We start from the raw sequence: 21,596 nt of genomic DNA, 5'->3' as shown, positions 1-21,596 counted from the left end.
ATAAAAGCTAGATGAAAAACATCTTGTCAAATGACACAGAGCAAAACATTAAACTATTTCGATTTACTTAATTTTTACCTAAACAGTTATAATCAAGGTAAAGAAACAACAATCATTATTATTCTTATAGTTGCATCAATAAAGTATTATTGATTAATGATGATTATTAGAATTAATAATTTAGAAAATATCTTTTATTTTCATGGTGATAAAGTTAATTTTTTTAAGAAAAGTAGTGATTTAGTATTAACTATCACAAATTTTGTGCAACGATTAATTATTATTTGTATTTTTTGGATAATTGAATAATATAGCAACAAAACTTACTAACGCTATATTATTTGCATCCTCGATATTATGCTAGTTATAACAAGGATGTTTTGATTTAAACGAAAATGAACAACTCAAGTCATAAAATTCCAGTCGGAATTGTGGGTATTATTAGTGCCATTGGTATTGTCTATGGGGATATCGGTACATCGCCGCTGTATGTGCTGAAGTCTATCATTCATGGTTTACCTAATAATCAATGGGCAAACCCTTTCTATATTTTGGGCGCCGTCTCTTGTGTAATTTGGACATTGACTATTCAAACTACCTTAAAATATGTGATTATCACATTGCGAGCCGATAATAAAGGTGAAGGAGGAATTTTATCCTTATATGCTTTAATTCGGCGACGTTACCAGTGGACATTTATTATTGCAATTATTGGGGCAGCAGCGTTACTAGCAGATGGCGCTATCACACCTGCTATTACCATTATCACTGCAATTGAAGGCCTAAATGTTATTTATTCTAGTATTCCAATCATTCCAGTCACCTTACTTTTAATTGCGGTACTATTTTTTATCCAACCTTTTGGCACCGGCTCTTTAGGACGATTTTTTGGCGTTGGAATGCTGATTTGGTTTTCAACATTGGGTATTTTAGGACTGTATCGATTATTGCCGCATTTGAATGTGTTAGCCGCTTTTAATCCTATGTATGCGATAAGATTTATTATTGAAGCGCCCGATGCATTAGTTATCTTAGGTGCTATTTTTATGTGCACAACAGGGGCTGAAGCACTTTATTCTGATTTAGGCCATTGTGGACTGAAAAACATTCGTATTTCTTGGGGATATGTAAAGAGCTGCCTGATTATCAATTATTTAGGTCAAGCGGCATGGGTGATTTCTCATCCGCAAATAATTGGTCCTGATGTCAATCCATTTTTTATGATGATGCCAGAGTGGTTTAGATTAACGGGGATTATTATGTCGGCATTGGCTGCGTTTATTGCGTGTCAAGCCTTAATTAGCGGTGCTTTTACCATAATTAGCGAAGCTATTTCATTAGATTTATGGCCAAATGTGCGGGTGAAATATCCAACTCTGATTAAAGGCCAGATGTATATAAGATCGATTAATTATATATTGTTTACGCTTTCTGCATTGATGGTAATAAGTTTTCAATCCTCAATTAATTTAGAAGCGGCTTATGGATTAGCCATTACTCTTAGCATGTTAATGACCACCGTATTGTTATTTTTCTATTTTATGAAAAATAATAAGCCACTTTGGTATAGTGTCCCACTGACATTATTTTTTATGGTAATTGAAATTGGTTTTTTTGTCGCTAATATCCAAAAATTCTTCCATGGTGGGTTTGCCTCTATTTTAATTGCCGGTTTTATATTTATTATTATGTATTCATGGTTTACAGGGCGTCGTTTAAAACGTGAGCATAATTCATTTGTTAAATTAGATGCTGAATATTTAGCTAAAATTGTAGCAATTAGCCATGATAAAACTATTGATAAAACCGCAACCCATCTTTTTTACTTAACCCGAGCACAAGGGTTACATGCGGTTGAAAGTAAAATCACTTACTCGTTATTTGAACGGAAACCTAAACGCGCTGATACATATTGGTTTGTTTCAATTAATCGCATGGATGAACCCTATAAATTTGAGTATCAAGTTGAAGTTTTAGTGCCATATAAAGTGTTTCGTATCGATTTGAATATTGGTTTTAAAGTCGACATGCATGTTGAACAATATGTACAATTAATTGCAACTAGAATGGAGCAACAAAATTTAGTTAATTTGTCATCACGCTATCCTTCAATAAAAGAACAACGAGGTGATAGTTTATATGTTATTGTTGAACGTACATTACGAAACGTAGATGTCAATTTTATCAATCGCCCAATGCTGGCTATTTACTCTTTTATTAAAACGAAATTTACCTCTGATGCTGAAATGTTTGATATCGATCCAACATTAACATTAGTGGAATTTGTGCCAATGATTGCTAACGAGTATGAATCAGACTGTGAAACGTTAAAACAACTTATTGAGCAATCACAGATGGGAATTACAACTGATCAGGACATTGCAGATGCCATATCCGATACCGATCATAATTGAATTCAACGAAAATTAAAAAATAGCGTACAATAGTCATCATTCAATAAACGTTCATTAATATAGTAGGAAATGAATATGACAGGTAAATTTATTGTCATCGAGGGGCTGGAAGGGGCAGGTAAAACCACTGCAATTGATACTGTTGCTCATATTTTAAGTCAGCATAACGTTGGCGATATTCAATTTACTCGTGAACCTGGTGGAACGCCAATTGCAGAAGCGCTACGTAATATTATTAAAAATGGTTTAGATAACGAACCTTTGACAGATAAAGCCGAATTATTGATGTTATATGCTGCGCGCATTCAACTCATTGAAAATGTGATTAAGCCTGCACTTAAATTGGGAAATTGGGTGATAGGTGATCGACATGATTTGTCGACGCAAGCCTATCAAGGTGGTGGTCGTCAATTAGATGATGTTTTTATTAAAACATTAAAAGATCAGGTGCTTGGCAATTTTAAACCGGATTTGACATTATATTTGGATATTGAACCTAAAATTGGTTTATTACGCGCAAGATCAAGAGGTGAACTCGATCGGATTGAACAACAGTCTTTATCTTTTTTTGATAGAATACGCGAGCGTTATTTAACACTTGCGGCACAAGATAATACTATTGTAACAATTGATGCTTCGCAATCAATTGAAGTAGTCACTAAACAGATTGAAACAGTATTAACTCAATGGCTGTCAACACAGGTTTGATGTATATATGATTTTTAATGATTATCCTTGGCTTTCTTTACCTTATCAACAATTAGCTGATAGTATTTTACATCAGCGAGCTCATCATGCTTGGTTAATCAATTATGTACAAGGCAGTGGCGAAGATAAGTTTGTTAATTTGCTTGCTAATCGTTTGTTGTGTCAATCATCACATCAGTTAGAACCATGTTTACACTGTCACAGTTGTCGATTATTTTTATCTCATCATCATCCTGATTTTTATATAGTCACTAATGAACAAGGTAAGCAATCTATCGGTATCGATCAAATACGAACACTTACTACTAAAATTTATGAAAAATCGCAACAGGGTGGTAATAAAGTCATTTGGATTGAGAATGCTGCATTAATGACAGAGGCCGCAGCAAATGCATTATTAAAAACGCTAGAAGAACCACCTGAAAATACTTATTTTATTTTGAGTAGTGAGCATAATAGTCATTTATTACCGACTATACATAGTCGGTGTTTTCGTTATTTCATACCTGTTCCTGAATTAGAACAATCTATTTCATGGTTAAAAAAACAACACATTCAGCCATATAATGATAATGAACTTGCCTGTGCATTGTTATTGAGCGAAAATGCACCAATAACAGCTGTAGCGTTATTAGCGCCTGAAAAATGGCAACAACGAAAACTTTTTTGTGAGCAGTTATTAAACGTTTTACCACAAAATGATTATTGGCAATTAGCTAAAACACTTAATAATGAACAAGTGGTTGAATATATAATTTGGTTTTCAAGTTTGTTAAGTGATGCTTTAAAAGCACAGCAAAAAGCGGGACGTTTTATTATTAATCGCGATCAGGTGCCTTTGGTAAGGTTATTGGCGAGAATGGATAATGAAAAAATTTTAGCTCTTTATGATTTATGGTTGCAAGCAAGAATATTATTATTATCGGTTACAGGTTTGAATAAAGAATTAATGGTTTATAATGTGCTTGCTCAATCGGAATTAATTAGTCAATGATACACTAATTATATTTTGTAACTACATTTTCGTTTAATGTATGTTTAAGTAAAAAGGATAACTGTGAGTTATTTATCTATTGAATTTGGCCTACTTTTTATTGCTTTCTTTGCTTTGTATTGGGGATGCTGTTTTTCACCTAATTTACAAAATAAATTACTATTAATAGCAAGCTATCTGATTGTTGCCAGTTATAGTTGGCAGTTCGCACTAATTTTGCTTGTTTATACCTGCATTATTTATCTATTTTCACTTGCTATTGCCTCATTACAACGTCATGCAAAGCGATGGCTAATTTTGGCGTTGTGTGTATCGATAATTAATTTAGCTTTGTTTAAATATTTTGATTTTTTCCGATATGAATTACAAGCATTACTAAATTTTTGCCATTTACCCATTTTATTACCCGTTATCACCGTACTGATTCCAATCGGAATTTCATTTTATACTTTTCATTCTGTCAGTTACTTAGTATCGGTGCAAAAAAAAGCGTTACCTGTAGCAAAATTTTGGGATTTTGCTCTGTTTTTGTCTTTTTTCCCTAGTATTATTGCCGGTCCAATCAATCGCGCAAAAGATTTCCTGCCTCAAATTGCGGTGAGTCAACCTCGTGAAATATTACAACCGTTTCGAGCTTTTACTTTAATAATTTTAGCCGTGATTAAAGTGTATTGTTTAGGTGGGTTAATTAGTGAAAACTGGGTAAAACCAATTTTTGCTAATCCATTAGAATTTAATGTTATTGATTTGTTAGTCGGCCTTTATGGTTATGCAATGCAAATCTATTTGAATTTTTCTGGTTATACTGATTTAGTGACAGCAATAGCTTTATTATTAGGTTTTCGTTTACCAATCAACTTCAACTTTCCTTATTTAGCTCTGAATTTACGTGAATTTTGGGATCGTTGGCACATCAGTTTATCACATTGGATTCGTGATTATATTTACATACCATTAGGTGGTAGTCGAAAAGGATTTATTCGCACACAAATAAATGTCTTGTTAGCGATGTTATTGTCTGGGTTATGGCATGGAGCAGGCATTAACTTTATCATTTGGGGAGCGTGTCATGGCATAGGTATTATTGTCCTTAATATAGGTGATCGTTATTTAGGTCGAAATTGGATAACGTTACGTTCACCAATAATAGCAAGATTAATTACCTGGCATTATGTCTGTTTTACATGGCTATTTTTTAATAGTGAAAGTTTGCCTGATGCTATCGATTATTTAACGGCATTAACACATAACTTTTTTATTGAACCTAATTATATTGGTGCTTTTTTATTTATATGTATTATATTTTTTACTTATCCAGTGTTTAAAAATATTCCTGATTGGTTTACTTTGCAATTAAGCAAAATAAAACCATGGTATTTGCCTTTCATTTTTATTTTGATATTGTGGGTAACTATATACATTGCACCTTCAGGTGTGCCAAACTTTATTTACGCTAACTTTTAATTATGATGTTAACTCATTATGTTATATAAGAAATCGTTTTCGAAAAATAAGAAAAAAAACAGATCGAATGTGAAACGGCGACGTCATAATACGATCAATAAAAGAGAAGTAGCTAATAAGTCTTATAAAAAGAGAGAGATTGCGGTAAATATCAATACTTGTTTATCAGCAAGATGTATTTTTATTTTATTGTTTGTAACTGGAATAGCTTTAATGGTGCTTTATTATAAATCGATACTGATTTATTGGCAGCAAACTTACCATTCTGATCTATTTCATTCTAATACTTTAATAGAAGACTCTTTATCAGAAGAACAAAGTGAAGAATCGAGTGAAGATGCTATAGCTCAAACACAGGATTCAACTATAATAAAAGATAGTAAACATGAGCCACAAGTTGATAAAAATGTAAATCCAATAGAGCAAAACCATACTGTTAAACCAATAATTATTCAACCTGATGCGATTAAGCGATTAAGTAAAGATAAAATTAAAGATGAAATCTTAGCAAAAGATAAATCACTATCAGATAAAAATAAACAGGTTGAAAGTAGTATTAAAAAAACACTTGAAAAATCTAATAAAGAGCCAACGTTATCACCAGTAAAAGAAAAAGATGAATTACCAAAAGTTCAAATACATGATGTCCCGTTGATTCATCAACCGTTGCCAATTGTTTTAACTGAAAATGATAAGGTTTTTTTTGCGGGTGACTCATTAATGCAAGGTGTTGCACCATATGTTAAAAAAATGTTATTCAAACAGTATAAAATAGAAAGTATAGATTTGAGTAAACAAAGCACGGGGCTTGCTTATCCCAATGCTTTTGATTGGCCCAAAACTATTAGTGATACACTAGCCGACGATCCTTCAATTAAGCTGCTTGTGGTTTTTTTAGGGCCTAATGACCCTTGGGATTTTCCCGTTAAAGGATACGCTAAATACGCGAAATTCAAATCTGAATTATGGGAAGAACAATACCGTTTACGTATAGCCAATATTTTGAGTAATGCTCGTGAACATCATATACAAGTGCTTTGGCTAGCTGCGCCATGTATGCGTAAACCTAAATTGAATGATGGCATGGTTTACCTTAATACATTATATAAATCAGAGATTGACAAAACTCAACAGCATTTTTTGACAACCAATGAGTTACTTGGTTGTACCTACGAAAAATTCAATAGTTTTATTGAAACAAATAATGAAAAAATAAAAGTACGGGTGGATGATGGGGTTCATTTTACACCAACTGGCCAAAAGATTCTGGCAAAGGCCATTATGGAAAAAATAATTTTTAAAGAATTAGAGGGTACCCATAGTGATTAAGTTTTTAAAGTATATTCTAGCTATTATTGCGGTAACATTTACTGTTGGATGTAGTGTAGCAGAAAGTACGACCACAACAACTGTATCAGGGATTATTGATTTTGGCGATCCCAACGCTAAACAATTTGCAACACGGTTAAAATCGTTAGCAGCGAACAGAAATAGCGATGATGTTGTTAATATAACCCAATTTGGTGATTCGCATACCGCAGCAGATTTTTTCACCGGTGAATTTAGAACGTTAATGCAAGGCAAATATGGTGATGCGGGGATTGGCTGGATAACGCCTGTTGCGATCAAAGGACAAAGTCATGCAGCGGTTACTTGGAAAAATAAAAATTGGGATGTATTAAGTAGTAGAACACTAAGCAATTTAGATTTTCCTATGGGTGGTTTTATTGCCAAACCGCTGAAGGATTCTGCTGTAATACAAATTTCACCAAAATCATTAACCAATAAAGATTGGCAAGTAAAATTCACTTTTAAAACATTAAAAAATACGCCTAATGTATTTGGAATTTATGATGTTAATAATAAAAAGATTAATTTTAATTATGTGCCTCAAGCGAATGTGTGGCAAACGGCTTCTATTGTGTCGAAACTGCCTTTAATGATAAAAGGGCAAAATGATGTTGAACTCGGTGGAATATGGTTAACGCGTTATCAACAGCCAGGGGTAGTTGTATCGGCTATAGCCACTAATGGCGCTAAGCAAACCATATGGCAAAAATGGAGCCCTAATTGGTTTAAAGAGTTAGCTTTATCAAAAACTGATTTAGTGATACTTGAATATGGGACAAATGAGAGTTTTGATGAAACGTTAGATCCTACTGCTTATCGCAAAAATTTAGTGAATAGTATAAGACAAATTCGTAAATCTTTGCCTGATGCAACTATTTTATTAATGTCACCACCAGATACCATGGCGAATGAAAAAGATACCCCAAAATCTTTTTCAACAATTAAAAATATTCAAAGACAAGTCGCTAAATCCGAAAAGACGTTATTTTGGGATTGGCAACTGGCAATGGGGGGTAAATTTGCAGTTAAAGAGTGGCGACAGCGGGGATTGGCTCGTGCAGATTTAGTTCATCAAACATTACAAGGTTATAAAGAGAGTGCTCGAATGTTTTATGCTGACTTGAATGACTTTGTACAAAAAAAATAGACAAATTTAAGATTAAAAAGGAATAACTAAGTTATGTCATCTCCAATTATTGTTGCTGTTGATTTTGCTGATGTTAAATCAGCATGGAATTTTATTGATCGTGTTGATCCTAAAGATTGCCGTCTTAAAATTGGCAAAGAGTTATTTACTCATGCTGGGCCTGAATTTATTAAACAAATTATGAATAAAGGCTTTGATATTTTTTTAGATCTTAAATTTCATGATATTCCAAATACGGTAGCTAAAGCAGTTTCTGCCGCTGCCGATTTAGGGGTTTGGATGACTAATGTGCACGCAAGTGGTGGTGCTCGCATGATGCAAGCAGCAAAAGATGCACTTTATCCTTATGGTAAACAAGCACCAATATTAATTGCAGTGACAGTATTGACGAGTATGGAGTCTTCTGATCTTCAAGAAATTGGTATTCATGTCTCACCTTTAGAACAGGCTACAAAATTAGCTATACTGGCTAAGAATTGTGGCCTTGATGGCGTCGTATGTTCGGCTAAAGAAGTTCAAAGTTTTAGAACTCGGCTTGGCAGTGATTTTAAATTAGTTACTCCAGGTATTCGTCCAGCCGGTTCGACGCCAGATGATCAACGTCGTATCATGACACCTCAACGAGCTCAAGCTGCGGGTGCTGATTATCTTGTCATTGGCCGACCAATTACTCAAGCTGAAGATCCTGCTAAGGCATTACAGTCTATTTTAACTACACTTGATTTAACTAAGAGCTAAGCAAAAGCATGTCTGATAATTTAGTTGTATATTCAACCGATAAAGGTCGAATTAAACCGAAAGAGGCGCAATTATCTCGTGATAAAGGTGATGGTATTATTCGTATTCAAAGGCAAACTTCAGGTCGTAAAGGCAAGGGTGTTTGTGTGATTTCGGGTTTTGATTTGGATGATAGCCAATTATCAAAGTTAGCAGCAGAACTTAAAAAACGCTGTGGTTGTGGTGGGTCTATCAAAGATGAAACCATCGAGATTCAAGGTGATAAACGAGATTTACTGAAAACATTGTTAGAAGAAAAAGGTTTTAAGGTAAAACTAGCAGGTGGTTAACTTTATTAGCTAAAAAAATAACTCCCATTGTGGGAGTTATTTAATTGCAATTAATTTGAGCGATATGTCCGCATTTTTTTGCTAATATCACGGCGTTCTTTAGAAATTTCAGCATTTTTGATAATATAATCATCAACACGATCATCATAGTCACTTTTCATGTTAGCAATGATCGCTTGAAGCTCTTCGTATGTCATATCAGGCTTAATATATTCACTTAAGTTTTCAAGTAATAGAACGCGTTTTTGGTTGTCACGAATCTTTTTCTCGTTGTCTGCTATTTCACGTTTTAATTTATTTAATCGACGCGATAGACGAATGTACTCTAAAACATCTTGAAACGATGGTGCGCTTGCTTTTTCCTTGTCCATCTGTAACCCCTTATTTCAAAAAAATGGAAAAATATATTAGAGGCAATTATATACTAATAATTTTTCAAGATCATATTAATTATATTTTTAATGTTATCACGATGGTATGTTGATTTTATCCCGTCATTATGCCTTTATAGATATAACTATTCTTTTATAGCTTTTATTTTGAATTTTTTATATTTAAATGCAGATAATTTTTGAAAAAAATTGATTGAAAAGATAAAAGTTAAAACAACTATTAAGAATTATTACAAAATATTATACAATACCCCGATATTTCTAAAAGCGTATCAAATGAGAGAATCATAATGAGCTGGATTGAGAAAATTCTAAGTAAAAATAATATATCGTCAGATCATAAAAAAGCGAATATTCCTGGTGGTGTTTGGACCAAATGTAGTAACTGTGAGCAAATTATTTATCAAGCTGAATTGGATCGTAACTTAGAGGTTTGTCCTAAATGTGATCATCATATGCATATTCCTGCACGTGTAAGATTATATCGGTTTTTAGATGAAGGTTCTGATGTTGAAATTGGATCTGAATTAGCGCCTAAAGATATTCTAAAATTTAAAGATACTAAAAAGTATAAAGATCGCTTATTAGCGGCTCAAAAAGAAACGCACGAAAAAGAAGCTATGGTTGTAATGAAAGGCACTTTATTAGGGATCCCTGTTGTGGTAGCTTGTTTTGAATTTGCTTTTATTGGTGGGTCAATGTCTTCTGTTGTGGGTGCTTTATTTACACGTGCAGCAGAACAGGCAATTGCTGATAAATGCCCATTAATTTGTTTTTCAACTAGTGGTGGTGCTCGCATGCAAGAAGCACTTTTTTCACTCATGCAAATGGCAAAAACAAGTGCAATTTTAGCTAAAATGCAAGATGAAGGTTTACCTTATATTTCGGTGATGACCGATCCTACTATGGGCGGCGTATCAGCGAGTTTAGCTATGCTAGGTGATATTAATATTGCTGAACCTAAGGCATTAATTGGCTTTGCTGGTCCAAGGGTCATTCAGCAAACTGTACGTGAAACCTTACCTGAAGGTTTTCAGCGTAGCGAATTTTTACTTGAAAAAGGTGCATTAGATATGATCATTCATCGTAAAGATATGCGTTCTAAAATTGCCAGTTTATTAGCTAAATTAATGAAATTACCAAGCCCTTTTTATGATGTCACCAATAACGAGACAAATTAAGTGAGCATTCAAAATAAGAAACCTAATGCTAAGTCTGATTTACAATCATGGCTTAGTTATTTAGAGCAACTACACCCTTTGGCCATTGATTTGGGGTTAGATCGTGTTAGAGCCGTTGCTCAAAGGCTTAACTTATTACAACCAGCTCCTTATGTATTTACTGTTGCAGGAACAAATGGTAAAGGCACAACGTGTAAAACACTTGAAATGATATTGCTTGCAGCAAATATGCAAGTAGGCGTGTATAGTTCCCCTCACCTTTTACGTTTTACTGAACGCGTACGAATCAATAATCAAGAATCGACCGAGCAAGAAACAATAAATGCATTTATTGAAATTGAAAATGCTCGAGGTGATATTTCACTGACTTATTTTGAATATGCAACACTTGCGGCTTTATATCAATTTAAGCGAGCCAATTTAGATGTTGTTATTTTAGAAGTCGGGTTAGGTGGGCGTTTTGATGCGACTAATATTGTTGATGCTGATGTGGCTATTATTACTTCGATAGCTATAGATCATGTCGATTATTTAGGTAATACTCGTGAAAGCATTGGTCGAGAAAAAGCAGGTATATTTAAGTCTAAAAGTATTGCTATTGTTGGGGAGCCAGACATTCCTCAATCAATTTTTGATGTTGCAAATGCTGTCCATTGTCCTTTATATGCGGTAAATCAAAATTGGTCTTATCAGCAAACAGATAAAAGTGTTTGGGAATTTTGTTCTGACAAATGTCAATATCCATCTTTAGTGACTCCTCATGTGCCGTTAGCAAATGCAGCCACTGCTATTGCTGCGTTAAATTATTCATCAATTAAGATTTCTCAGCAACAAATAAATGAAGGATTAGGTAAAGCAAGCCTAACGGGACGATTTCAAATCGTAAAAACTAACCCACTTGTTATTTTAGACGTTGCACATAACCCTCATGCTGCGCATTATTTAGCTAATCAGTTAAATTCTTTAAAAGCCGAAAATAAGCATATTGGTCGAGTCATGTTTGTAATTGGTATGCTGAAAGATAAGGATATCAAAGGTACTTTGTCGTTATTAAATGGGGATGCTTGGTATTGTGCATCACTTTATGGCGATCGAGGGTGTAGCTGTGATGTATTAAAACAATATTTAGTAGAGAATAATGCCCATAATGTTTTAACATTTGATCATGTTTGTGATGCTTACCGGGCAGCACTTCAAGATGCTCAAAAAAATGATATTATTGTGGTGTGTGGATCTTTTCATACTGTATCTGCAGTCTTAGCTGAAATTGATGATTAATTTTATGGAAAATAAAAAAAATAATAACAGCACTCCAAATAGGATCCGAAATCGATGGGTCGGTTTTGCCACTTTATTGTTAATTTTAGCAGCAGTTGCTCCATCGATTTTAACCGATAAATCCAATTTACCCACTTCTTCAACGCCTATTTTACAACCAGAAATTGTTAACCAGCAAAATCAAGTTATTACATCACCAACTGAATCTGGAAACCACCTTGATAATTCAAATAATGAGGTTGTTGATATTCCTTATATTCCGGAAGATGACCAAAATTCAAATACGTTATCTTCAAATAATATTTCAACAAGTGATGATAGTGTTTCATCAGTAAATAATAAGCCAGTAGTATCAAGTCAAGAAACTAAACCTTACATGATTCAACTTACTGCGTTAAAAAATAGACAAAAAATAGAAGAGCTTGTAGCTTTATTACGATTGAATAACTATAACGTTAGGCTAATTCCCAAAAATCCTGAACCTAATCAGCTTATTAAATTGCAGGTTGGGCCTTACGCTAAAAGAGAACAAGCAGAACAAGTTATTGTTGATCTAGATACTTTGACAAAACTTAAAGGTATTATAGTGGCGAACTAAATACAGTAACTATAATAAAATAAATTCTTAATATAAGATTGTGAGTGATTATGATGATGAATTGGGTTGATTTTACGATTATTGGGGTCATTGTTTTTTCTGCATTAATTAGCATTGTTCGAGGTTTTGTTCGAGAAGCTTTATCCCTTATCAGTTGGATACTTGCTTTTTTTATTGCTAGCCGATTTTATTCTCATATTACCCAGTATTTGACTTATTTTGATAGTGATGTGGTTAAAATTGCGGTTGCTATTGCTATTTTGTTTATTGCTACATTATTGGTTTGTACTATAGTGTCTTATATTATTGGTCAGTTGGTTCAAAAAACTGGGTTATCAGGTACAGACCGCGTTTTAGGGATTTGTTTTGGTGTGTTACGTGGTATTTTAGTCGTTGCTGCAGTACTTTTCTTTATTGATACTTTTACTCCTTTATCACAATCTCAATATTGGACTCAGTCTCAGCTTATTCCACATTTCCATTTTATTATTCGTTGGTTTTTTGATTATATCCAAAATTCGTCTTCTTTTTTAGCGCATTAGATTTGAGGTGATAGTTATATGTGTGGTGTTGTTGGTATCGTAGGATGTAGTACAGTTAATCAATCAATTTATGATGCTCTAACGGTGTTACAACATCGAGGGCAAGATGCGGCCGGGATTGTTACTATTGATGAGCAAAATCGCTTTCGTTTACGTAAAGCTAATGGTTTGGTTAAAGATGTTTTTCAAGAACATCATATGCAACGGCTTCAAGGTAAACTGGGTATAGGGCATATTCGTTATCCAACAGCAGGTAGTTCTAGCCCATCCGAAGCTCAACCTTTTTATGTTAATTCACCTTACGGTATTGCGCTTGCACACAATGGTAATTTGACTAATACCGACCAATTGCGAGATAAAGTATTTGAACTTGCTCGCCGCCATATCAATACTAACTCAGATTCAGAAGTCCTTTTAAATATTTTAGCTAATGAACTGGATAAATTTCCAACTTACCCGTTAACGGCTGATAATATCTTTCAGGCTGTTCATCAAGTACATAATATTATTCAGGGTGCTTACGCTTGTGTTGCTATGATTATTGGGCATGGGCTTGTTGCATTTCGTGATCCATATGGTATCCGTCCTTTAGTGATAGGAAAACGCGTACTTGATAATGGTAAAACTGAATATATGGTTGCGTCTGAAAGCGTTGCATTAGATATTCTTGATTTTGAATTAATGCGTGATGTTGAACCCGGGGAAGCTATTTATATCACTCAAGATGGTCAATTATATGCACAACAATGTGCAGATAATCCTCAATACTACCCATGTATTTTTGAATATGTCTATTTTGCCCGACCAGATTCGCTAATGAATGGGGTATCTGTTTATCAATCTCGTATTTTAATGGGGCAAAAGTTAGGTCAAAAAATAGCGAGAGAATGGAAAGATATCGATATTGATGTTGTTATTCCAATTCCTGAAACTTCTTGTGATGCAGCACTCGAAATTGCACGTATCTTAAATAAACCTTATCGACAAGGATTTGTTAAAAATCGTTATATTGGTCGTACATTTATTATGCCAGGACAAAGTGCACGTAAGCTTTCAGTGAGAAGAAAGCTTAATGCTAATCGTATAGAATTCGAAGGAAAAAATGTTCTTCTTGTTGATGATTCAATTGTACGAGGCACTACATCAGAGAAGATTCTTGAAATGGTACGTTCTTGTGGTGCTAAAAAAGTGTATTTGGCTTCGGCTGCGCCAGAAATAAGACACCCTAATGTTTATGGCATCGATATGCCCGTTGCCAGAGAGCTTATTGCTTATAATCGTAACGTTGAGCAAATCGCTAAAGATATTGGTGCAGATAAACTTATTTTCCAAAACCTTGATGATTTAATTGCTGCAATACGAGAATTAAATCCTAACATTACTCATTTTGAATGTTCGGTCTTTGATGGCAAGTATATTACTCAAGGTATAAATGATACTTATTTGTCACTTTTAGAAAAAAAACGCAACGATGATAAAAAAGTGTTTTGCCAAAAAGAATCCGAAAATTTAGAAATTTATAATGAAGATCAATCGTATAATTGATTAGTTGAAGATATCTAAAAACAGATAAATTTTTGTTAATTTGTCTGTTTTTTTATTTATTTTCTATTTTTCCCTCTCGATATCTTTTCAATAACAAAAAAGTCATAAAAATAATATCATTATATATCAATTAATTATAACTTAATGTAAAAAAGCCTTTTAATAATTAAATCATATTAATCATTTGAAAAAAAACAATATTTGATATATTTACAAAAAAAAATCAAAAAAAAATAATAAAATCATTTTGATAAATGACAGTTTTGTAATATGATCCTAGCCAATAAGAGGTTTTGTAAAAAAATCCACAATTTTTAAATAAATTTAAGTATAGAAAAACAATAAATTTGAACCATAAATGTACAAGGTTTGATGACAACTATGCTTATTGAGAATAAAAAAAACTTGTTACTTTGTAGCAATGTTGCCGGTGAAATATAAGGAATAATTAAGATGAGAAACAATCTTAATTTAAAAGTTATCTCTGCGCTAATTGTTATAGCTCTAGGTTGTCAAACAACATGGGCTGCGGACAGTAACGTTTCTAGTCCAGTAACTGCTGTTGATAGCAATAAGATAATTGAATTAAAAGATGGTACTAAAGTTCGTGAAATGGTGAATAACCAACAACGTAGTTTATATCAAATTGCTTTGCTAAGTAGTATATCTATTGCTGAATTAAGAGCAATGAATGCTGGTCGTTATGATAAAAAAGATGTGGTTGAGATTGGAGAACGATTGGTTCTTCCTGAAAATTCGCCATTATTACCAGCGATAAAGAAAGTAGATCCTGATAGCCAAAATAAATATGCGAATTTGCCTAAATTAGGATCTGATGACACATATGATCCTAAAGTGGATAAAGGTGCTTTAGCCAGCCAAGTTGCATCAACAATTCAAACTTTAGCGAGTCAAGATTGGAAACAGATAACCTCTCCAGATAATGGCGGTTTGTCAGGTCATATAAAGAGTAGAGCTAAAGATTATGCTGAGGATTATGTCCGCAGTGGTGTTAGAAACCAAGTTGTTGATCCAATCAAAAGTGCAGCACAAGACTTTTTAGGTCGTTTTGGTACTGCGCAATTGCAATTCGATTTAAGCGATAAAGGTACGTTTAATAACGTCAATCTTAAATTGTTTAGCCCTTGGTTAGATACAGAAGATACATTGATATTTACTCAACTTTCTTTTCAAGAATATGAACATAATCGGCGTATTGGTAACTTTGGTATAGGTCAACGTTGGGATGTAGCAGATAAAAAGTGGTTATTGGGTTATAACGTATTTTTTGACCATGATTTTCAACGATCTCATAACCGTTTAGGGGTAGGTGCTGAAGCTTGGACCGATTACATGAAGTTTGCTGTTAACTATTATCATCCATTATCAGATTGGAAAGACTCCAAAGACTTTGATGATTATTTAGAACGAGCAGCTAGAGGATTTGATATCCGTTTCCAAGGCTATTTACCTCAATATCCACATCTTGGTGGTTCTTTAATGTATGAACAATACTATGGTGATAAAGTCGCATTGTTTGGCAAAGATAATTTGCAAAAAGACCCAAGAGCAATCACGGCTAGTATTGATTATACGCCAGTTCCGCTTTTTACGATCAAAGCTGAACATAAGCGTGGACAAGATAATAAAAAGGCAACTAAAGCTGAATTGACGATGAACTATCGTATTGGTACACCTTTAAAAGATCAACTTGATCCTGATATGGTTCAGGCTGCTCGTTCAGTTAAAGGTAGCCGTTATGATCTTGTCGATCGTAATAACTATATTGTGCTTGAATATAAAGATAAAAAAATGAGTGTCGATCTAGGACTTGAAGCACTTCAGTTACTTGAAGGTGAGTCTTATGGCGTTACTATTGGTGTACATAATGCTAAAGGTTTAAATAGCCTTTCATGGTCTGGTGACATGATGGAAATTGATGCTGGAGGCGGATTTTTATGCTCTACTGTTGGAATATGTACAGCTTCTAGTTGGATGACGCCTCCTGCTGATACAAATAATTGGAAGATTGTCGCGCCGAATTATGTTGATGCAAACGGTCAGCGTCACCCAATCAGTACTAATGGTAAATATACTTTATCTGTTACAGTGACTGATGGTAAAGGTAAATCGGCGACATCTAACTCTGTTACTTTCGAAGTTTTGCCTAATCCATCAATGCGCAAAATTGGAGTTTGGGCTGTAGATAAAGGTGGGAATAAAACTGCTTTAGCAATGAATCCAGCAGATGGGCAAAGTGCAATAACCGTATTAGCAACGTTAGTTAAACCAAAGGTTATTAATGGTTCAATTACCTCTGCACAAGATGTAATAGGTTTTAGTGATGATGATTTAATGAATCGTATTCCAGAAACTTTTGATGCAGTATTAAAAGGCTGGACAGCGACTAGTAATGGTAAGAAAATTAGTTTAATTAATGGTGTTTCTGGTAATGTTAACTCTTGTCCGACACAAGAACCTTGTATTATTGTTAAAGGTTTTGAAAAAGTAAAAATGGGACAAAAAGCTTCTTCCAAGTCAGCAACAGCAGCAGGCACAGAGGTCATAGGTGATAGTTATCTTTTAGATGTTGCTTCTAACATTGAAGGTGTTGTTGAGTTTTCTATCGCAATTGATCAGTTTGGGACATCGTTTAATAAAGCGACCGTAGATTTCTCTGGCGGTAAAGCGGGAATAGTAAAAGTTTATCGTAGTGATGGTGTATTAGTAGCAAGAAGTGAAGGTCATCTTCTTCAATTTGACCCAAGCGGCCCAAATGAGTGGAAAGTTGATTCTGAATATTATGTAAAAGCTTATCCTATGGGTTACGAAGATGAAGCGCACGAAATTAAAAATCCATTTATAATTTGGTCATTAGTGGGTTCAAATGAGCTTGCATGTCCTGGTAGTAAGGCAACAAGTGCATTACCAGATTTTGTGAAGAATCCTAATGGACCTTGGTTTAATGTCGCTATGGGTGTTGATGCTCATTACACATTAAGAAGTTTAAGAACACAAAGTTATGCGTCTTCAGGGATGAGTATTGAAAAGAGTGAAGGAGCGCCGACTTATTTGAATTTAGCAACACTTAATGCCTCGCCATTAGCTTGTGCTGGGGATCAAGGGTTTAAATTGCAAGTCGTTGTTAATTAATAATAGATTTTAGGTTGTCGAAGTTAATCGACAGCCTATTACTGGGAACACCAACCAAAGTGGTGTATTTATATAAATACAACATGTTAATTTAGAAATAAAATAGGAAGTTAAACATGAAAAATTTAACGTTAAAAAAAGTCGCATTCGGCTTATTATTAGCTGGTTATGCTTCAAGTAGTGCATTCGCTGTACTAACAACAGAGACAGTAGCACCAATTCATGGTAATGCGCCAGTACTTGCAAAGAAAAGTGCGGATGTGAAAAGTAACGATGCAGACCATACCGTAACTTTAGCAATCACAACTGATGCTGCGGGTGAAACATCAATCGGAGCAAATACGCCGGTTAAAGTTGGTAACTATATTAAAATTTCATATAATTTGAAAGATAAAGATGGTGATGTTGATAATCAAAACATTCAAAAAACAGTTACTTTCTTCGTCAGACAAAAAGATGCTACTGGTACTTTTGGTGATTGGAAAAAAATCAATGTACTTGAAGGTTTAACATCAACAGCAACAAAAAATGTAAATGGTGTGTCTGAAGGTACAATTATATTCAAGATCAATAGTGAATTTAGTGGTGCTGATGAAATTGGTTTCACATTACAAGAACAGACAGAATTTGGTTTACCAAATACAAATAAATGGTTGAACGTATCTGATATCTGGTCAAAAGTACCACCTGAAGTTGATGATAATCAGCCAGTAAAACCTTCAGAGGAAAAACATGGTCCTGGTGATATCCCAGATGGTACAGGTCCAATCATCGACGATAACTATAGAGTTGGTATTTTCAAATATAATACTGATGGTAATTTAGATTTAACTGTTAACTATACAGTTAAACCTGCGACAGGTGATGCTCCAACACCTAAATATGGTGAAAAATATGGTGCTGTAGTATGGGAAGACGCAAACAATAACAATCTTCCTGATGCAGGTGAGTTAGTGAAAACATCTTCGTATACATACACTTGGACGCTATCTAATGATCCAGCAGCAACAGCTGATTATCAGGATGCTGTAACCACCGAAACTTTAACCGGAACCTCAAATACAACAGGTACGAATGATACAATCTATTTAGGTAGTTCAGACGGTACCAAGAATAATAATGAGCTTTATAACACTAAATACAAAGCTGGTGCGCAAGGTCACTTGTTGAAAGTAACAACAGACAAATAATATTATTCGTATTGAATCAATATAGATCTGTTTTTTAATAGATTAAAAACCACTCTCAAGAGTGGTTTTTTTATTAGTTTTTTGTTAGTTACTATCTTTATAGCATGCTATTTCTATTATAGAATAAATATCACAATCACTTATTTGATAATATTATGATCATTCCTTGGCAAGAACTAGATTCAAATACGCTGAATAATTTAATTGAATATTTTGTGTTACGTGAAGGTACGGATTACGGTTTGCAAGAAATATCACTTATTGAAAAAGTAGATAATGTTAAATCTCAATTGATTGCGGGAAAAGCGGCAATTTTTTGGTCTGAACTGCACCAAACGATCGATATCAAGCTTGTTAAATAATCACTAAATTCCTTATAGCTTAGTATATAATTTATCGCTCAACTTTGTTATAGTGTGTAAATTGGAAATTGGATTGAGAGGAAGGAATAATGATTGGTAAACAGCACACGGATACAACATTAGAATGGTTTTTATCGCATTGTCATATTCATAAGTATCCCGCCAAAAGCACTCTCATTCATCAAGGCGAAAAAGCAGAAACTCTCTATTACATTGTAAAAGGCTCTGTTGCGGTATTAATTAAAGATGATGAAGGCAATGAGATGATATTATCTTATTTGAATCAAAATCAATTTTTGGGCGAATTAGGCTTGTTTGAAGAAGGTACAGAACGAAGCGCTTGGGTTAAAGCTAAAACAAGTTGTGAAGTGGCCGAAATTTCTTACAAAAAATTTAAGCAACTTGTTCAAGTCAATCCTGATATTTTAATGCGACTTGCAAGTCAAATGGCAAGCCGTTTACAAGTAACATCAGAAAAAGTGAGTAATTTAGCCTTTCTAGACGTTGCTGGACGCATCGCTCAAACGCTATTAAATCTAGCCAAACAACCCGATGCAATGACTCATCCCGATGGTATGCAAATTAAAATTACCCGTCAAGAAATAGGTCAAATTGTTGGCTGTTCACGTGAAACTGTAGGTCGAATTTTAAAAATGCTAGAAGATCAACATTTAATATCGGCACATGGTAAAACCATTGTGGTTTATGGAACCCGTTAATTGATGATGGCTATATTTGATCAAAAAATTTATAAAAAGCTATATATGGATTGGCATACCTCATGATTCAACAAAGATCTATTCCCAATCATGTGGCAATTATTATGGACGGCAATGGTCGTTGGGCTCAGCAACGAGATCAATTACGTGCAGTTGGGCATAGGGCTGGTTTAAAAGCTGTTCGTAAAATTGTGAGTTATGCATCAACCTTAGGTGTTAAAGCTTTGACTTTATATGCATTTAGTAGTGAAAATTGGAAGCGTCCTCAAAATGAAGTTTCAGCATTACTTTCACTTTTTATTTACGCGTTAAATCGTGAAATGAAAAGCCTGCATAATAATAATGTAAAGTTAAATATTATTGGTGATATTTCGCAATTTAATGAACGATTGCAAACTATGATTATTAAAGCAGAACAACTAACAAAAAACAATTCTGGGTTAGTATTGAATATTGCAGCTAATTATGGTGGGCGATGGGATATTATTCAATCAACTAAAAAAATGGTTAAACGTGTTTTAGATGGTAAAATCACTTTAGATGATATTACCGAAACATACTTTGCTTCACAAATCAGTATGAACGAATTACCCGATGTCGATCTCGTTATTCGCACTGGCGGTGAGTATCGAATTAGTAATTTTTTGTTATGGCAAATAGCATATTCAGAATTTTATTTTACTGAAGTTTTATGGCCGGATTTTGATCAAACTTCATTTGATAAAGCAATTGATGTTTTTAATACCAGAGAACGACGTTTTGGTGGTATTCAAACAGAGGAACATTCATGTTAATTCAACGATTATTGGCTGCAATTGCGCTCATTCCACTTGTGTTAATTATACTTTTTTTTGCTCCATTATCCGTTTTTGTTGTTATTATGATGATAATTGGTGGTATCGCTGCATGGGAGTGGGCTCAATTCTTACATATTACTAACCAACAAAATAAATTGTTTTTTGCTCTTCTAATGGTAGTGATATTGGCTGTACTTTATTTTATTCCAATTCCAATTGAATTAAAAATAACACTCTATAGCGTAATATTATCATTATCCATTATTTGGTGGTTAATTGCACTGATTTTAGTTATCACTTATCCCAAAACTGCACATTATTGGTTCAATTCAATTACATTAAAATTACTGTTTGCTTTTTTTACATTAGTGCCTTTTTTCCTTGGTATGGTGGGGTTAAGGTCGGTCAATTATAGTTCAAATTGTTATACAGGAGCGACTTTGTTGTTATATGTATTTGTTCTTGTATGGGCTACCGATACAGGTGCATATTTTGCTGGACGAAGTTTTGGGAAAAGAAAATTGGCACCAAAAGTTTCACCCGGTAAAACAGTAGAAGGATTTATTGGTGGAGTAAGTCTGGCAGTGGTTATTAGTGTTCTTGCTTATTTTTCGAATCTTATTAATATTAAATTTAATGTATTTTTTATTAGTTCATTATTGGCAATTTTGGTTTCAGTATTAGGTGATCTCACT

At 34.0% G+C, this 21,596-nt stretch carries 20 protein-coding genes; 19 read left to right on the top strand and 1 reads right to left on the bottom strand.

The window, feature by feature from the left end:
* Positions 1-395 precede the first annotated feature (395 nt).
* The 8 genes from A9G09_RS07365 (at position 396) to yciH (ending at position 9,144) form a co-directional block, all read left to right on the top strand.
* Positions 396-2,414, top strand: coding sequence for a KUP/HAK/KT family potassium transporter (locus tag A9G09_RS07365; RefSeq protein ID WP_065634223.1), 2,019 nt, complete (start codon positions 396-398; stop codon positions 2,412-2,414).
* A gap of 75 nt (positions 2,415-2,489) precedes the next feature.
* Entirely contained in the window at positions 2,490-3,122 is a 633-nt protein-coding gene (gene tmk, locus A9G09_RS07360) for a dTMP kinase (protein ID WP_065634222.1), read from the top strand.
* 7 nt (positions 3,123-3,129) lie between these two features.
* A complete protein-coding gene (gene holB, locus A9G09_RS07355) occupies positions 3,130-4,116 on the top strand; it encodes a DNA polymerase III subunit delta' (RefSeq protein ID WP_065634221.1) in 987 nt (328 codons plus the stop codon).
* Between the two features lie 63 nt (positions 4,117-4,179).
* Positions 4,180-5,580, top strand: a complete 1,401-nt coding sequence (locus tag A9G09_RS07350) for an MBOAT family protein (protein ID WP_065634220.1) — start codon at positions 4,180-4,182, stop codon at positions 5,578-5,580.
* An 18-nt stretch (positions 5,581-5,598) separates the two neighbouring features.
* The gene (locus tag A9G09_RS07345) at positions 5,599-6,909 is read left to right on the top strand and encodes a DUF459 domain-containing protein (RefSeq protein ID WP_081297513.1); all 1,311 of its coding nucleotides are present in this window, start codon (positions 5,599-5,601) and stop codon (positions 6,907-6,909) included.
* Entirely contained in the window at positions 6,902-8,077 is a 1,176-nt protein-coding gene (locus A9G09_RS07340) for a GDSL-type esterase/lipase family protein (protein WP_065634218.1), read from the top strand. The genes A9G09_RS07345 and A9G09_RS07340 overlap by 8 nt, the downstream gene beginning before the upstream one ends.
* Before the next feature lie 33 nt (positions 8,078-8,110).
* Complete coding sequence (pyrF, locus tag A9G09_RS07335) at positions 8,111-8,815, top strand: orotidine-5'-phosphate decarboxylase (RefSeq protein WP_065634217.1); 705 nt, start codon at positions 8,111-8,113, stop codon at positions 8,813-8,815.
* Positions 8,816-8,823: 8 nt separating this feature from the next.
* Positions 8,824-9,144, top strand: coding sequence for a stress response translation initiation inhibitor YciH (gene yciH / locus A9G09_RS07330; RefSeq protein WP_065634216.1), 321 nt, complete (start codon positions 8,824-8,826; stop codon positions 9,142-9,144).
* 50 nt (positions 9,145-9,194) lie between these two features.
* Here the strand turns inward: yciH and tmaR are convergent, their stop codons facing one another.
* Positions 9,195-9,515, bottom strand: coding sequence for a PTS system regulator TmaR (tmaR, locus tag A9G09_RS07325; protein ID WP_065634215.1), 321 nt, complete (start codon positions 9,513-9,515; stop codon positions 9,195-9,197).
* A 311-nt stretch (positions 9,516-9,826) separates the two neighbouring features.
* Here tmaR and accD point away from each other — a divergent pair, with 311 nt between their 5' ends.
* The 11 genes from accD to A9G09_RS07270 all read left to right on the top strand — a co-directional run.
* Positions 9,827-10,717: an acetyl-CoA carboxylase, carboxyltransferase subunit beta gene (gene accD / locus A9G09_RS07320; RefSeq protein WP_065634214.1), complete on the top strand. Its 891-nt coding sequence runs from the start codon at positions 9,827-9,829 to the stop codon at positions 10,715-10,717.
* Between the two features lie 6 nt (positions 10,718-10,723).
* A complete protein-coding gene (gene folC, locus A9G09_RS07315) occupies positions 10,724-11,995 on the top strand; it encodes a bifunctional tetrahydrofolate synthase/dihydrofolate synthase (protein WP_065634278.1) in 1,272 nt (423 codons plus the stop codon).
* A 4-nt stretch (positions 11,996-11,999) separates the two neighbouring features.
* A complete protein-coding gene (locus tag A9G09_RS07310) occupies positions 12,000-12,593 on the top strand; it encodes an SPOR domain-containing protein (RefSeq protein WP_176700961.1) in 594 nt (197 codons plus the stop codon).
* 56 nt (positions 12,594-12,649) lie between these two features.
* Positions 12,650-13,135, top strand: a complete 486-nt coding sequence (locus tag A9G09_RS07305) for a CvpA family protein (protein ID WP_065634277.1) — start codon at positions 12,650-12,652, stop codon at positions 13,133-13,135.
* A gap of 18 nt (positions 13,136-13,153) precedes the next feature.
* The gene (gene purF / locus A9G09_RS07300) at positions 13,154-14,680 is read left to right on the top strand and encodes an amidophosphoribosyltransferase (RefSeq protein ID WP_065634212.1); all 1,527 of its coding nucleotides are present in this window, start codon (positions 13,154-13,156) and stop codon (positions 14,678-14,680) included.
* 453 nt (positions 14,681-15,133) lie between these two features.
* Positions 15,134-17,833 carry an inverse autotransporter beta domain-containing protein gene (locus A9G09_RS07295; protein WP_065634211.1) on the top strand — a complete coding sequence of 900 codons (2,700 nt, stop codon included), beginning with the start codon at positions 15,134-15,136 and terminating at the stop codon, positions 17,831-17,833.
* Between the two features lie 116 nt (positions 17,834-17,949).
* A complete protein-coding gene (locus A9G09_RS07290) occupies positions 17,950-19,023 on the top strand; it encodes a hypothetical protein (protein ID WP_065634210.1) in 1,074 nt (357 codons plus the stop codon).
* 155 nt (positions 19,024-19,178) lie between these two features.
* Positions 19,179-19,385 (top strand): YheU family protein, encoded by a 207-nt coding sequence (locus tag A9G09_RS07285; protein ID WP_065634209.1) that lies wholly within the window; start codon positions 19,179-19,181, stop codon positions 19,383-19,385.
* An 86-nt stretch (positions 19,386-19,471) separates the two neighbouring features.
* Positions 19,472-20,104 carry a cAMP-activated global transcriptional regulator CRP gene (gene crp, locus A9G09_RS07280; RefSeq protein WP_065634208.1) on the top strand — a complete coding sequence of 211 codons (633 nt, stop codon included), beginning with the start codon at positions 19,472-19,474 and terminating at the stop codon, positions 20,102-20,104.
* 62 nt (positions 20,105-20,166) lie between these two features.
* Positions 20,167-20,898, top strand: a complete 732-nt coding sequence (locus tag A9G09_RS07275) for an isoprenyl transferase (protein WP_065634207.1) — start codon at positions 20,167-20,169, stop codon at positions 20,896-20,898.
* Positions 20,892-21,596 (top strand): phosphatidate cytidylyltransferase (locus A9G09_RS07270; RefSeq protein ID WP_065634206.1); only part of this gene is annotated, 705 nt, incomplete at its 3' end. The genes A9G09_RS07275 and A9G09_RS07270, both read left to right, overlap by 7 nt.

Origin of the sequence: Gilliamella sp. wkB292, from assembly GCF_001690235.1 — a bacterium.
GTDB lineage: Bacteria > Pseudomonadota > Gammaproteobacteria > Enterobacterales > Orbaceae > Gilliamella > Gilliamella apicola_F.
This window is presented reverse-complemented; position numbering and strand designations above follow the sequence as displayed.